Here is a 14,381-nt window from a genome sequence, read left to right as displayed (position 1 = left end):
TTGCGTAAAGCTTATAAACCGTTGCTGAGTGATAAACTTTGCAACGGTTTTTTTAATTCTATTCTAATTCTCATTGTACAAAGCATTGGCTTTGTGTTTAATTTGAAAGCATTAACGAATCTTTTATTTATAAGCACCTTATGTCGCTCAAATTTACCTACTTGCAACCGATAGACAGAATCAAATATTTTGTAGAAAGACAGTTAGTGAAAGGTGCAGGCTATCAGTTGTTTGTTATCGTGGCTTGCATTGCTTTAGTCTCTTTGATCGGTGGCATGTTATTAACGCCGATTAGCACGCAAGAACAATCTTTAGCGGATGATATTTGGTGGGCCTTTTTGCGCCTGACTGATCCCGGTTATTTAGGGGATGACGAAGGTGCATGGCGGCGTATCGTTTCGACCATTTTAACCATATGTGGTTATGTTTTATTTATGGGTACCTTGGTTGCCATTATGACCCGCTGGTTAATCGCTTTTATGGAAAAATTAGAGCAAGGATTAACCCCTGTTTCTGTCAAAGACCATATTGTTTTGCTGGGCATGAGCAGCCGAACTGTTCCGATTATTCGGGAATTACTGGGCGTTGAAGCAAATCTAAATGTGCATAAAAAACACTATAACGGCAAAATGCCGACCATTATATTGTTAGCCGAAGAAGTGAATGCAATTGTCCATCAGCAGTTACTTGCTGAAATTGCATTACCGCATAAATTGGCAAGGCAGGTTATTTTACGCTCGGGTAAAGCTTTGCAATCTGAAGCGCTTCACAGAGTGGCATGTTTAGACGCATCTTCAGTAATTTTAACCAACCAATATCAACGTACAGATTCTTTAGTCACAACTGACGTTGAAACCATTAAGTCGTTATTAACGATAAATGTATTGGCGCAAAATACCGGCCATTTTCCGAGGTTAGTCGTTGAGCTTGATGACGTTAGACACACAAAGCTGGCAAAAAAATCTTATCAAGGGCAGGCCAATGTGGTTGTGACGGATGAAACCATTAGCCGTTTAATGGCGCAATGTGCAGTCGCGCCGAATTTATTAAAAGTTTATACCCACCTTTTAAACGCCAGCAGTAAAGGGCGATTTTTCTTAAAAGAAGCAGATGAACATCAGGGCAAAACGGTTGCTGAAGCTAAACTATTTCATTCAAGCGCTATTTTAGTCGGTTATATTGACCCTCAAAACCAACAGTTTTATTTAGCGCTAGGTGAGCATGCCAAACATAAAATTGTTGCCGATGATATTTTGGTGTTCATCGCCTCAAATTACAATCAATTGCAAAGCCGTCAATCACCTGTCAGGCAGTTGGCATATGCGAAAAGTGAAAAAGGGAAAACCGTTGCAACCCAGCATAATAACGGCCGTAAAAAGCTACTGCTATTGGGCTGGAACAGGCGCGTACCAAATATTATTCACGAGCTGGATGACTATCAAAATGAATCTTTTGACGTCACCCTAGTTTCTACATTTTCGGCGCAGATCCGTCAACAGGAAATTGCCAAACTGGGTCGTTTTAGCAACCGTATCAATATTAGTTTGCAAGAAGCAGACTATATGATGGAAGCTGAAATCAGGCAATTTAAGCCAGAAGAGCAAGACATTATCTTACTGGTTTATAGCGACAGGTTAGATTCTGCCGATGAAGCAGATGCCCGGGTATTAGTGGGTGCTATGGTGCTGGATGAAATTTTAGATAACTATAGTAAAAAGCCACATGTCTTGATTGAATTAAGCGATCCGGCAAATGAAAACTTTTTAGATCAAGCCAGCACAGATACTTTTATAACGCCGTTGTTAATGAGCCATTTATTATCACAAATTGCCCTGATGCCCGAAAATCAAATATTGTTTGATACATTAACCAAAGCCGATGGCATTCAAATTTATTTGCGTTCACTAAAAGACTACAGCGACAAAGAAATGTTAAAGTCGATAGATGTTGCTCAGTTAGTTGAAGCGCATGGTGAGATATTTTTAGGCGTGTTTAACGGCAATTCAGCTGAACACCCTGTACAGCTGAATTTACCGCCAGAGCAGCGCATTTCAACTTTAGCAAACGACTTATTGATTGTAATTGGTAATGGCTTGTAGAAAAAATAAGCATTCGAACAGACATTTTCAAAAATAACTGGCATCTTTTATTTAGATGGATAGAATCAGTAGTCCAACATTGCGCGTCTGTAGCTCAGCTGGATAGAGTAGGTGGCTTCGAACCACTTGGTCGGGAGTTCGAATCTCTCCAGGCGCGCCATTTCTTTTTTATTTCATTGATTTTAAAGACGCTAAGTCGATTTTTGGTTTTTGCTATCCAATTTGAGCACCGGACAAAGCTGACCTCAAACTAGCCACAAAGCTTGATACCGTGCCAATACCACCATCCAACCTCTGGTACGGAGCATAAATATGCACCGACTTTTTTAAGTAAACGTAAGTTCGTGCCTGAAACTTACAACACGCATTATGTTGGTGATATTACCTACAAATAATATTAGTTTTATTAACCATGAATCTGCTGTGTGTGAAGTTGAAAAATATATTGCTTTTTATCACTACAAAAGAAGGCATTCTGCACTGGGTTATATGACACCACACCAGAAGTATATTGAAATGAAAAATGCCGCTTAGAATTTCTACAGTAAAAGTTGACCATTACGATTCAGCTGCAACTTAAATTAGAGCCAGATTCAACTATTCGGAAATTCCGAATAGTTGCCCGCAAGGGCGCGCGAGACGTCTAGAAACACCCTGAACACACCGCGCTTTAACTGTTGGTTTGCGAGTTTGTTATAACTGATACGTGCAGGTTAAAAATGAGCCTAACCGGCGGTTCAGGTCACCGGATTCTTTATTTAACTGGCAAGTATGTTTCGTTATAATACGTTGCTATCGGCATTTTATTCTTCTTTGCTGTTGGCTATACACTAAAAGCCTATAAATATTGATGTCGCCTATAAATATGCAGGGCTTAAGTCATATTTAATGCCGCAACTGCGTAAACAAAATCGTATTAAAACCATTACTGGCACATTAGCGATTGAGGGGAATACTTTAACGGAAGAGCAAATCACTGCTATTGTGGAAGGTAAACCAGTACTGGGCAGTGTACGAGAATTGGCTGAGGTGAAAGGCGCGATTGCAGCCAATGATGCTTTGCCATCGTTTGAGCCCCATGCTATTGATGATTTATTAACAGCTCACGGGCTAATGGCAGACTTAGCTCGATGGCTTAAAGACACAAAAGATCCCCCCTTAATTGCCAGCAGTGTTTTCCATTATGAATTTGAGTTTATTCATCCATTTGCTGATGGTAACGGCCGTTTGGGGCGTCTGTGGCAAACCTTGATTTTATCTAAATGGCATCCGTTGTTTTTATCATTGCCTCTAGAAAGTGTGATTAAGGAACATCAACAGGATTACTATCAGGCTCTTGAACAAGCAGATCAACAAGCCGATAGCACACCGTTTATTCATTTTATGCTCTCGGTGATTAATCAGACGCTTGCACAAAACGCCCCTGTAAACGCCCCTGTAAACGCCCCTGTAAACGCCCCTCTAAACGCCCCTGTAAAATCAAGACTTGATGCAAAAGATAAAATTTCAGAGCTTAAAACACCTGATGCGATTTTGAGTTTATTAGCGCAAACCCCTGATCTTACTCGACAGCAATTAGCTGATATTATTGGAAAAGATATTCGAACTATCGGCAGAGCTATTACTAAATTACAGAGAGAAGGAAAGTTAGCTCGTATAGGGGCTGATAAATCAGGCTATTGGAAAGTGCAACCGTGACAGATTGTAATGGCCTGATAAAATTTGAATATTAACGCGCAAGCATCTATGTATCGAGTTATTTTTTAGATAGACTGGTTAAATTAACAGTTTTTTTGATGTGAGTTTATGCCTGCCAGTCCGTTTAATTACGAATTTTTAGATTACCTCAAAGAGCAATGTTTAGCTTTAAAGTTGCTGCGTTCTCCAAATTTTCCGCTGATCGGTAGTCTTTTACATCAAGCTCATTGATAAAGTATTTATCACAGAAAATAAAATCAGTGGGTTGGCTTTTCCACCCGTTAATAACGCTATCTGTATTTTTGGTTTAGGCTATGGCGTGCAATTGTTAAAAGAGGTGAACTGGTTAAATCAGGTTGCTATTTATTATTGGGGTGACATAGACACACATGGTTTTGCGATTTTATCTCAGCTAAGAGGTTACTTTCCTAAAGTAAAATCTATGCTAATGGATGAAGCAACCAGAAAGCAAAGTGCATGCGGCTCAGCAGCTATCAAATTTAACTCAAGCGGAACATTTACTGTATTCAAAGCTTAAAAATCATTATTGGCAAGCTAACTTACGATTGGAGCAGGAACAAATTCCGTTTCACCTTATCCAAAGGGCGGTTTAGTCATTACCTTTGTTTATTTTGTAGTTTAAAAGGGTTGTAAATCAAGCTTAAGTCAGTCGCCTGCATAAAACACTAAAGGAGATTGACCTTTGCAAGATAACGCTCCTCATATCGGAATTTTCTGGTTATATAAATCAACTGTAGTAGCAAAGAAAACTCAACTGAGTCAGTTATTAGCAGACCACCTTGCCATTTATGACAGCGATTTTAGTCATATGACAGAGTGGGAAGATAAATTGGTATTTTTGCCTATGTTTCCAGAGCTGCTTGGCAGTGAATATCAAGAAATTGCGCGAGGCAGAATTGTCTATATTGAACCCAAAGGCGTGTTTAGAATATATGCAGATAAAAGCATTATGCAAAATGCTAACTATCGCGCTTTAGTTATCGATAGTTTTGGCTTAACGGGTTTTAATTGTTTGTGGTTGGCCGACCCACATTACCGAGTGTTTAAGTGTTAATAGGAAAAGCTGAATTGAATATTTTTGATGTTGTAAATGCAAAAATTATTGAGTTTGTCTCAAAAAGTGAAAATGAAAATTTACAAAGAGGCACCGGCTCTTACTCTGTGCCGTTTCGTGGTTCGTTGTTTAATACAATTAATACAGTCAAATTATTAACCGAGCTACAACATCAAAGAGTGGATGTGATGTGGTTGGGTTCGAATCCGAACGTACCAGAATCACTGCAAACTATTCTCGACCCATCGGCACCCTCGCACTTTGCGGGTTTTTTAGAGCAGCAATCAAACGGCAACTTTAGTGAAGCGTACGCCGATAAAGATGGGGATTTACAACCTTGTTGGAACCCAATCAATAAACCCAATTATAAATGGCAATTTTATAGTGAGATACTCAATAAGAAATTTGGCGAACATACCACCCTAATGGCGAATATTGTGCCTTGGGGAAGTCAAAACTTTAATCTGTTTACTTCTGAGTTAAGAAAATTGGATGCCGAATTGTTGGCGCGCGCATTAACCTTTTCTTGTGAATTAAATAACCTGATAGTTGAATATTTCAAACCTAAAGTCATTCTGCTGCCAAAAAGTTTTATTACCACAGCACCAAAAAACTGGTATTTGCACTCTTCTAAGTTAACTCACATTCAGCATTATGTAATTAAAGGCAAGGTGGCATTTAAATTTTCTGTCGGGCTTGCAGATGTAGGCGAGACTAAAATAAAAGTGGTGACAGCGCCTCATCCCTCTTATATACCACGAATTGGCCAAGCATACAGAGAGATAGCACAACAAGCTTTATTTGATGTTTTGTAAACCAGAATTAAACCCTAATCAATTTTGTTTGCGTGCGTCAAGAATGGTTTCTGCTTAGGGGTATCATTTAGCTTGTCTGCTATATTGGCAAGCTTCTACTTGAATGCACGCCGGTAAAGACGTGCATTCAAGTTTTTTGAGAGCCAATTGAAAACAAAAGCTCTTGGGTTTTAAGCGTGCTTGGTTGTTTTTCTAGCTGCGCTTCGAATTAAGCCACCAAGCAGTAATAAAGCAGCCCACAGGCCCACACTACCACCAGAGTCGCCTTCTGCCTTACCAGCGGGTTTTTCTGGCTCAGGTAGCGGGTCTGGCTCAGGCTCTGCTTCAATGGCGACCTTTACGCTGGCTGTTGAGCCTTTCACACCGTTGCTTAGGTTTTTGATATACAAGGTCGCTATTCCTGCTTCTTCGATAAATGGTACGTTTACCGATACAGTGGTTTGGCCGTTTGCAAAGTTCACCCATTTAGAATCTTCCCCTGTCAAAGAACCAAAGTAAGCTACTTCAACATCGACTTCACCAAAGCTTTGTCCACTGCGCTCTAACACAACCTGAATGGTGTTTTCTGTTAAAACTGGCTCTTCGTTAAAGCTAAAGACACCATATGCACTTTCATTCAAAATTTCAACGTCCACTGAGCCTTGGGTAATCGTACCCGCACTCGCTTCTTTAATGGTTATGCTTTCGTTTGATAGCGCCTCACTTGCATTCGTTGTGAATTTAACTGTCTTGCTATATTCGTCCACACCAAACGTCACTGTTTCTTGCGTCAGTTGTATCTTATCACTGACTTCTAAAGTGAGTGTTACAGACGTATCCGCGCCATTTGTGCGATTGATAGTCACTAGACCTTCATCACCTTGATTCATGCTGTAGGTCGCGTTTGAGAAACCAAATTCACCGTTTAACGCCGGATCATCATCAATCAAATTAACCGTTGATTGGAACTTTCTTTCCGACACTTTTAATTGTTTTGGGTATTGCGCAAACACATTTATAGAATTTGCGATTCGGTTGTAGGTGGAATCATCCTCAAACGTGATGACATGCTCTTTATAGGTTTCACCCGCTGCAAATACAACCTGCTCAAAACGTGTTTCCAATTGCCCGTCAATTTGCAAGTAGGTTTTAAGCTCTACGGCTGTTTCAACATTAACAGCATTACTCAGGGTTAATTCAACCGTTACCTGCTCAGCGGACTCATCCACTTCATTCACAGCTTTGATGCCGACAGTGGCACGCTTGGGCATTTCTTCATCCGTCCAGCGGTGTAGTAGAGGGTACTCTCGACCAAACTCAGCCCTAAACTCCCAATCCAAAACACTCATACCATGATGGCGGTGTATCTCATGAGCTTGTATATTGGCGTTCAATACAGACGCTGAATCATAAGCGTTTACTACACCACACGGCTGACCACCTTTCGTGATATTAGGGTTTGAAAATATGCCATTGGGGTATTGTGGTAAATTGTTAAAGTTTTCGGTTAATATAGTATGAACATTCCCGCATTTATAAGCTCGACCAACATACTTGTCGGATTTTGTATCATGCTCTAAGAGTAGTGTGTGCCCTATTTCATGTGCCAACACATAATCAGAAACATCCAAATCTTCCTTATTTAAGAACATCGTAATTCCAGCGCTCAACTCTGACGCTTTACCTCGTCTATTTGGATAGTCTGGATCTACCTGTGTCACCAAAACCACCATGTCAGTTCTGTAGGGGTTCTTAGTGTGCGGAATCTCCACTCTATTAAAGATATCACCTTCCAACAAAACATACCTCAGATCACCTGATATGTCATTTAGCACGCGGGTGCTATTACTGTCATTGATATCACCATCATACTCATTAAAACTGGAAATTGAAAACGTCAATCCTTGCACCTGTGAGGCGACTAGCGCTTCATTCAAGTTTCGAACACTGTCTTCAACAAACTGCCTTAAACGGTTACTACCTAGCTCATTCTCAATTTCAGGCGTATAATATATACCTAATCGAACATTAAAATCCTGCGCGTTAAGATTAAGCGCAGGCAACATCATAATTAAAGCGATTAATATATTTATATATTTCATGGTTTTCCCTTTGTTTCCCTATTGTTTTGATATATCCCTTCTAAATTTGCTTTATTCTTTTGAAATGCTAAATCAAACCTTGGAAGGAATCTCAATTGGTCTGGTTTAGAGATATCAGTAGCGGTAAATAACGGTTTATCTGTTACCCTTAAATAAAATATTGTGAACACTGTATATCCCTATGATAAAAGCGCGTATTTTCGGTAAAAATTGAATTTGTATCAAGGCTTGTGTGTGCAATTGTGATGAAGTTATTATTGCCTAATCATTGTAACTAGGGTTTGTATTCTAAAACGCTTAAAATTTAATCAGGGAAGGGGTTTATGTCATCTGCGCTTGAATTTAATACACATGCAAAATTGTCTAATTTTTTATTCTGGGCGGGTGGTTGCAGTATGCTGGCTGCGCTTGCGCATATTGCGGTTATTTGGGGTGGGCCGCAGTGGTACCGGGCTTTTGGCGCGGGCGAGCAATTAGCCCTTATGGCGGAGCAAGGTGAGATATATCCAACCTTAGTGACTTTGTTTATAACTTCAGTATTGGCGGTTTGGGGGCTTTATGCCTACTCAGGGGCAAAGCTGATTGTTCGTTTGCCGTTGTTGCGTAGCATCTTGCTGTTAATAACCTTTGTTTATTGTGTACGCGGAATTTATGGTTTTTTTCTGCCTTTTGTTTCTGATCACCCACAGGTACAAAGCATGAGTTTAACCTTTTGGTTTGTCAGTTCGGCTATTTGTTTATTTATTGGCTGTCTGTATTTGTTGGGGATTAGACAAAATTGGCAGTCACTTAAATAACATTTTTCATACCAAAAAAAGCAAATTTATTAATAGATCATCATATTAATTCATGTAAGCTAATGTGTATATTTAATTTTGCTACCGGTGGCATTTGCAATGAAACAACTTTCTATAAAATTCTTATGCAGTTTAATCATTTTTGTCGTCAGTCAGGTGGGTTTTGCGGCACCTGACAAAACAGGGTTAAATCCTTTATTACCTTTGTCAGAGCGCATGGCACAGTCTGAGATGCAGCGTAATCCGCAAGCTTGGTCAATTGACTGGCGTGAGTATCCAAGATGGACATACACACACGGCTTGGTATTGCTCAGTTTTAGTCAATTGTATTTACAAACTCAGGATCAACAATATTTCGACTATATTCAGGATTATGCAGACGCGCTGATTACAGAAGAAGGAGATATCAAAACCTATGATATCGAAAAATATAATATAGATATGATCAACCCCGGCAAAATTTTATTCTTTTTATATCAACAAACGGGTGCAAAAAAGTACAAGTTGGCGATGGATAAACTGCGTTTACAACTTCAGCATCATCCTCGTACCCGTGAGGGGGGCTTCTGGCATAAAAAACGCTACCCATCACAAATGTGGTTAGATGGTTTGTATATGGGCGCGCCTTTTTACGCTCAATACATCACTGAATTTGCGCAAGAGAAGGATTATTCAGATGTGCTTAAACAGTTTGAATTAATCGAAAAGTATTTATATCGCAAAGATACAGGTTTGCCTGTGCACGGCTGGGACGAATCGAAACAACAAAAGTGGGCCGATCCGATAACTGGGCAATCGGCGCACCACTGGTCGCGGGCGATCGGTTGGTATGCTATGGCAATGGTCGACGTGCTGGAATTTTTACCGGCGCAATCAGCGCAAAAAACATGGTTAGCTGAGCGCTTCAATCGTTTAGTTAAAGCGATGAAAAAGTATCAACAGCCAAGTGGACTTTGGTATCAAGTGGTCGAAATACCTGACGGTGAAGGCAATTATCTAGAAACGTCGGGTAGTATTATGCTGGCATATGCAATTTTAAAAGCCTATAAACAAAAGGATTTAGAGCCGGCATTACTGAATATTGGTTTGCGTGCATATCAAGGCGTTTTAGATCACTTTATCAGTGTCAACCCGCATAACCAGTTGAGTATTGAGCAGGTTTGTGCGGTTGCAGGCTTGGGGGGCAAACCTTATCGCGATGGTCGTTATCAATATTATGTCAACGAGCCTTATCGTGCGAATGATCCCAAAGCGGTGGGGCCTTTTATCATGGCGAGCTTGTTAATGGAAACGCTCAAGATTAAACCACTATCCACCTATACCAATCCGATATTGCATGTCGATTATTCAGATCCCGATGTGGTTGCTGTTGGTGAAGATTATTATATGACGGCATCTAGTTTTAATGCTGCGCCCGGGCTACCTATTTTACACTCTACCGATTTGGTTAACTGGCAATTGATTAATTATGCGCTGCCAAAGCAAGTGCCGCTCGCGCATTTTTCTACACCACGCCATGGCGAAGGGGTATGGGCCCCTAATATTCGATATTACAATGAACAATTCTGGATTTTTTACCCTGACCCGGATTTTGGTATTTATGTGACAACTGCTAAAAACCCGGCCGCAAAGTGGTCTGAGCCTAAGTTGATTTTAGCGGGGAAAGGCATTATCGATCCCACTCCTTTGTGGGATGGCGATGGACAGGCTTATTTATTACACGCATGGGCTAAAAGCCGGGCTGGTTTTAATAATGTTTTAAGTTTGCGCAAAATGGCGGATGATGCCAGCTGGGTTTCAGAGCAATATACAAACATAATTGATGGTTCTAAACTGGATAAATTTCGCACGATTGAAGGGCCTAAATTTTATAAACGTAATGGTTTTTATTATATATTTGCGCCAGCAGGCGGAGTGGATTTAGGTTGGCAAAGTGTTTTTCGTGCAAAAAATATAATGGGTCCTTATCAAGCTAGAATCGTGATGGAGCAAGGGCGCAGTCATATTAACGGGCCACATCAAGGCGCTTGGGTGCATACCCTGCATAACGAAGACTGGTTTGTGCATTTTCAGGCCAAAAAAGCCTATGGCAGAATCACGCACTTACAACCTATGCAATGGATAAATGATTGGCCAGTGATCGGGATTGATAAAGATAGAGACGGGATTGGTCAGCCTGTTGCTGAGTTTAGAAGACCCAAAACAACGCAGTACAGGGGAGAAATAGCGCTGCAAATTGATGATGAGTTTAATCATGATAGGTTAAATCTGCAGTGGCAGTGGAATGCGAATCCAAAATCGCATTGGTATTCATTGCGCGATAATCCGGGTTATATGCGTTTATTCGCTCAACCTAAAATAAAAACAACAGGGGATAATTTATGGATGACCCCTTTACTTTTGGTACAGAAATTACCGGCAGAGACATTTGAAGCTATCACCAAAGTTAAATTTTCGGATAATACGCAAAACATGCAGGCCGGTTTAACTCTATTTGGTGAAGATTACGCATGGATTGGCATCAGTGAAAATGCACAGGGTGAACAGCAAATTGTATTTATGCATTGCCATGGCGCGCGCAAAGGCTGTGATGAAAGCCAGCAAGAGAAGCAGCTTGAATCATTTAATGCTGAATCTATTGAATTGCGTGTCGTTGTGCAGGCGGGTGCCGAAGTGGTGTTTAGTTATAAAACACCTTCTATGGAGCGTTTTCGTATTATCGGCGAGCATTTCTCAGCCCGCAAAGGCCGTTGGGTTGGGGCCAAAATTGGTATGTTTGCGGTGACCAATGCGCAAGCAACGTTGGCAGATAAAACGCGCTCAGATAAAAACCAATATATGGATATAGATTATATTCGCTTTGCGCCGCTCGATTAAATTAGAGTAAAAAAATGGCAACGCTTGGTTGCCATTTTTACTCGCTTTACGAAAGACCCATTTAAGGTATCTCGCTTAGAGGTGAAGTTGTTTACTCAGGTGTAGACGGGCTGAGTTTTAAGCGTGTGAAGGTGACTTGGGTATAGTCGCCATTCTTTTTGTCTGTCTCCCAATCACCTGTGCCCGGACATGCAGTATACCAGCCGCCTTTTGCATCTTTGGTGCTACATTGGTTATACGCACCGGCTTTAAAGTAGTGCCAGTCACCTGCATAACCCAGTGGATGATCATGCTCGTCTACGTTGCCATATGCATCAACATTGTTGGCTAAGTTAATTGAATACTTAACCGTTGGTTTACCTTTTGCGGTAAACGTCAGATGCATTGTACTTTCGTGTACATTGATGGTGTAGCTGAATTCTTCACCTAGCGCGATACCTGCATCACCCGGATCGGCTGGGTTGTCCCATACGTTACCCCAAACCGGATACGCGATGTCGGTGCGGTTTTTATCTTCTTTAGGTAAATTGCGCTCGTAGTTCCAAAAAACTGAGCCTTTATCATGATTAGGCCATTTTTTGTAATACACTTTAATCGGTTCATTACCCCAGCCAAAACCTAATTCTTTTGCAATCAGAGCTTTGTCTTTACCCGCGTGAATTTGGCCGACGACCACAGAGTATGCCGGTGGCTTATCTGGATAGCCCGCTCTGCGTGCAACATGGTCTACTTTGAGTGTGGCTTCTAATTTACCACCGACTGAGCCGAAACGTTTAGCTAACGGATGAGCCGCTAGGGAAAAGTTATTGCCAGGGTATTTGGTTTTAATTTTTTTATTGGTGCCGCGGACCATTTGGCGCAATTCACTACGTGTATTACTTGATGTCGCTGTTGTTATCGCTTTGTTTGGTGCTGCGAAAACCATACCGCCATTTTCATCTAAATAAAAATAGTCTGGGTGGTAATAATTCTGAATTTCTTTAACATCGATTTCATCTATTTTACCGTTTTTGTCAGCATCCATGGGTAATGTAATTTTCCAATGGTTTAGATCAAACTGATTGGCCGGCACTAGGCTATTTGTCTGATTGTCAGCTGCACCGCTGTCACTGCCATTATTCGCACATGAGGTTAAGGCCAGTGAAATGGGTAATACGGCAGAATATAAAGCAAGTTTTGAAAGGGGATACTTTTTCATATAAATCATCTGTGTTAGCACTTGGTAACAAAAATATAGCATACAATTTTTTAAAATCAATCTTACACTTTTGTTGTTTTGTGTAATACAGGTTTATTGGTTAGACGCTTTTGCTTATCCCGTCGTCTGTGTGCGTTATTTTTTGTAACTTCTGTCTGACACTTTTGACTAATATGATTGATAGTGGCAATATGAAGTTGTTATTGAGTATTTTTGATTGTTAAAAGCAGGGTTATTCTGAGAGGAGTTTGTATGAAAATTGCACTAATGAATGAATTTAGTCAGGCTGCCAAAAATCCAGTTGTTTTAGAGCAACTTGAAAATGTCGCAAAAGAGCAAGGCCACAGCGTATTTAATGTCGGTATGAATGGTGATAATGACCATAGATTAACTTATATTCATTTAGGTATTATGGCCAGTTTGTTATTAAATTCTGGCGCGGTCGATTTTGTGGTATCAGGTTGTGGTACTGGCCAAGGGGCATTAATGAGTTTAAATGCATATCCGGGGGTAACGTGCGGTTATTGTATTGATCCATCAGATGCTTATTTGTTTGCGCAAATAAATAACGGTAATGCGTTGGCTTTACCTTTTGCCAAAGGTTTTGGTTGGGGGGCTGAGCTTAATATTAAATATATTTTCGAAAAAGCCTTTACCGGTGTTAAAGGGCAGGGGTATCCGCCAGAGCGTAAAGCTTCGCAAGTTGAAAATGCAGGTATTCTTGCGCAGGTTAAACAAGCGGTTGCAAAAGATTATTTGACAGCACTAGAGGCATTAGATGCTGATTTAGTGCAAACTGCGATTGGTGGTGAGCGTTTTCAAGAATGTTTCTTTGCACATTGCCAGGATGAAAAAATAGCTGAATTTGTTAAAGCCCGTTTATAATTTTTATCTTGTCAGGCACGGGTGGTTATTTTCCACCCTTGTTTGTTTTACACGCCTTCAACTTCCTTTTGTGATAAAATTACACCTTTCACCTGTACATCATCTCTTACCTGTTTTTTGGGGGCCGTTTGTTCGATATTTTATTGATTAATCTGTTGTTATTTGCTGGCGCGTTTGTCCAGGGCATTGTCGGTTTTGGTTTAGGTGTGTTAAGTGCACCGCTTATTTTTATGGTTGAGCCTGCCATGATCCCAGCGCCTATGATTTTAAATTCTATTTTTTTATGCTGCATTATTGCGCGTGACAATAAAGAAGCGATTGATAAATCTATTTTAAGCTGGCCTATTATCGGAACAGTTGTTGGCAGCGCTGCCGCAGCCAGTTTGTTATTTGGGATAGATGATCGCTTATTTGCGCTGGTTTTTGCATCGCTTTTGTTGTTACTCATTATTTTGTCCTGTATGCGTTTAAACATTCCAATTAACCCGTTTACTGGCTTACTGGCGGGCTTCTTTTCAGCTTTATCCGGTACGATCACCGCGATTGGCGGCCCCCCGATAGCTTTGCTTTGGCAAAATTTAAAACCGAAAGAAATTCGCGGCAATATTTCAATTTTCTTCATTGCTTCTAGCATGATTGCATTGGTTGCATTAGCTGTCATTGGAAAATTTGGCTGGGCAGAAATTAAACTATCCGCAATGACCTTGCCCGGCGTTTTTGTTGGTTTTTATTCTTCTCGCTTGATTGCCAATAAAATACCGGCGCATATTATCCGCTATGGGGTGTTGCTGTTAAGTTCTGTTTCCAGCTTAATGCTATTGGCTAAATATATTTAATCTTGCTTTTTTGAGTTAGC

General features: G+C 40.6%; 10 protein-coding genes, 1 tRNA gene and 1 pseudogene. 10 read left to right on the top strand and 2 right to left on the bottom strand.

The genetic code is table 11. From position 1 onward, the window contains the following. Nucleotides 1-140: 140 nt before the first annotated feature. The 6 genes and pseudogenes from FNT16_RS04595 (at nt 141) to FNT16_RS04570 (ending at nt 5,687) form a co-directional block, all read left to right on the top strand. On the top strand, nt 141-2,099 hold the full coding sequence (locus FNT16_RS04595) for a CASTOR/POLLUX-related putative ion channel (RefSeq protein ID WP_143870438.1): 1,959 nt from the start codon (nt 141-143) through the stop codon (nt 2,097-2,099). Nucleotides 2,100-2,182: 83 nt separating this feature from the next. Then, a tRNA-Arg gene (locus tag FNT16_RS04590) sits at nt 2,183-2,259 on the top strand. A 728-nt stretch (nt 2,260-2,987) separates the two neighbouring features. Beyond that, a complete protein-coding gene (locus FNT16_RS04585) occupies nt 2,988-3,797 on the top strand; it encodes a Fic family protein (RefSeq protein WP_143870437.1) in 810 nt (269 codons plus the stop codon). Nucleotides 3,798-4,062: 265 nt separating this feature from the next. Beyond that, a pseudogene (locus FNT16_RS04580) lies at nt 4,063-4,411 on the top strand (Wadjet anti-phage system protein JetD domain-containing protein). Nucleotides 4,412-4,500: 89 nt separating this feature from the next. Next, nucleotides 4,501-4,872, top strand: a complete 372-nt coding sequence (locus FNT16_RS04575; RefSeq protein ID WP_143870436.1) for a hypothetical protein — start codon at nt 4,501-4,503, stop codon at nt 4,870-4,872. Beyond that, nucleotides 4,866-5,687 carry a hypothetical protein gene (locus tag FNT16_RS04570; RefSeq protein ID WP_246072366.1) on the top strand — a complete coding sequence of 274 codons (822 nt, stop codon included), beginning with the start codon at nt 4,866-4,868 and terminating at the stop codon, nt 5,685-5,687. Before FNT16_RS04575 ends, FNT16_RS04570 begins: the two co-directional genes overlap by 7 nt. 170 nt (nt 5,688-5,857) lie before the next feature. Here FNT16_RS04570 and FNT16_RS20345 read toward each other — a convergent pair whose 3' ends face one another. Continuing rightward, nucleotides 5,858-7,768 carry a zinc metalloprotease gene (locus tag FNT16_RS20345; protein WP_185976692.1) on the bottom strand — a complete coding sequence of 637 codons (1,911 nt, stop codon included), beginning with the start codon at nt 7,766-7,768 and terminating at the stop codon, nt 5,858-5,860. 323 nt (nt 7,769-8,091) lie between these two features. On the opposite strand from FNT16_RS20345, the gene FNT16_RS04560 reads away from it, so the two are divergent. Both FNT16_RS04560 and FNT16_RS20710 read left to right on the top strand, forming a co-directional pair. Next, a complete protein-coding gene (locus tag FNT16_RS04560) occupies nt 8,092-8,565 on the top strand; it encodes a hypothetical protein (protein WP_143870434.1) in 474 nt (157 codons plus the stop codon). Between the two features lie 99 nt (nt 8,566-8,664). After that, nucleotides 8,665-11,442 carry a glycoside hydrolase family 88 protein gene (locus FNT16_RS20710; protein ID WP_246072364.1) on the top strand — a complete coding sequence of 926 codons (2,778 nt, stop codon included), beginning with the start codon at nt 8,665-8,667 and terminating at the stop codon, nt 11,440-11,442. Nucleotides 11,443-11,533: 91 nt separating this feature from the next. On the opposite strand, the gene FNT16_RS04550 is transcribed toward FNT16_RS20710, so the two are convergent. Next, nucleotides 11,534-12,640 (bottom strand): polysaccharide lyase family 7 protein, encoded by a 1,107-nt coding sequence (locus FNT16_RS04550; protein WP_143870433.1) that lies wholly within the window; start codon nt 12,638-12,640, stop codon nt 11,534-11,536. A gap of 252 nt (nt 12,641-12,892) precedes the next feature. On the opposite strand from FNT16_RS04550, the gene FNT16_RS04545 reads away from it, so the two are divergent. Together FNT16_RS04545 and FNT16_RS04540 are read left to right on the top strand one after the other, a co-directional pair. Beyond that, nucleotides 12,893-13,525 carry an RpiB/LacA/LacB family sugar-phosphate isomerase gene (locus FNT16_RS04545; RefSeq protein ID WP_143870432.1) on the top strand — a complete coding sequence of 211 codons (633 nt, stop codon included), beginning with the start codon at nt 12,893-12,895 and terminating at the stop codon, nt 13,523-13,525. Nucleotides 13,526-13,653: 128 nt separating this feature from the next. Beyond that, nucleotides 13,654-14,361 carry a sulfite exporter TauE/SafE family protein gene (locus FNT16_RS04540; protein ID WP_143870431.1) on the top strand — a complete coding sequence of 236 codons (708 nt, stop codon included), beginning with the start codon at nt 13,654-13,656 and terminating at the stop codon, nt 14,359-14,361. Nucleotides 14,362-14,381 lie beyond the last annotated feature (20 nt).

Source organism: Catenovulum sediminis (genome assembly GCF_007289895.1).
GTDB classification, from domain to species: domain Bacteria; phylum Pseudomonadota; class Gammaproteobacteria; order Enterobacterales; family Alteromonadaceae; genus Catenovulum; species Catenovulum sediminis.
Note: the sequence above shows the minus strand (reverse complement) of the source record. Positions and strands in the feature narration are given on the sequence as shown.

What these genes read in the sequence shown, in the direction of transcription:
- FNT16_RS04560 (WP_143870434.1), top strand. Translation starts at nt 8,092, where the DNA reads ATGTCATCTGCGCTTGAATTTAATACACATGCAAAATTGTCTAATTTT.
- FNT16_RS04595 (WP_143870438.1), top strand. Translation starts at nt 141, where the DNA reads ATGTCGCTCAAATTTACCTACTTGCAACCGATAGACAGAATCAAATAT.
- FNT16_RS20345 (WP_185976692.1), bottom strand. Translation starts at nt 7,768, where the DNA reads ATGAAATATATAAATATATTAATCGCTTTAATTATGATGTTGCCTGCG.
- FNT16_RS20710 (WP_246072364.1), top strand. Translation starts at nt 8,665, where the DNA reads ATGAAACAACTTTCTATAAAATTCTTATGCAGTTTAATCATTTTTGTC.
- FNT16_RS04545 (WP_143870432.1), top strand. Translation starts at nt 12,893, where the DNA reads ATGAAAATTGCACTAATGAATGAATTTAGTCAGGCTGCCAAAAATCCA.
- FNT16_RS04550 (WP_143870433.1), bottom strand. Translation starts at nt 12,640, where the DNA reads ATGAAAAAGTATCCCCTTTCAAAACTTGCTTTATATTCTGCCGTATTA.
- FNT16_RS04585 (WP_143870437.1), top strand. Translation starts at nt 2,988, where the DNA reads ATGCCGCAACTGCGTAAACAAAATCGTATTAAAACCATTACTGGCACA.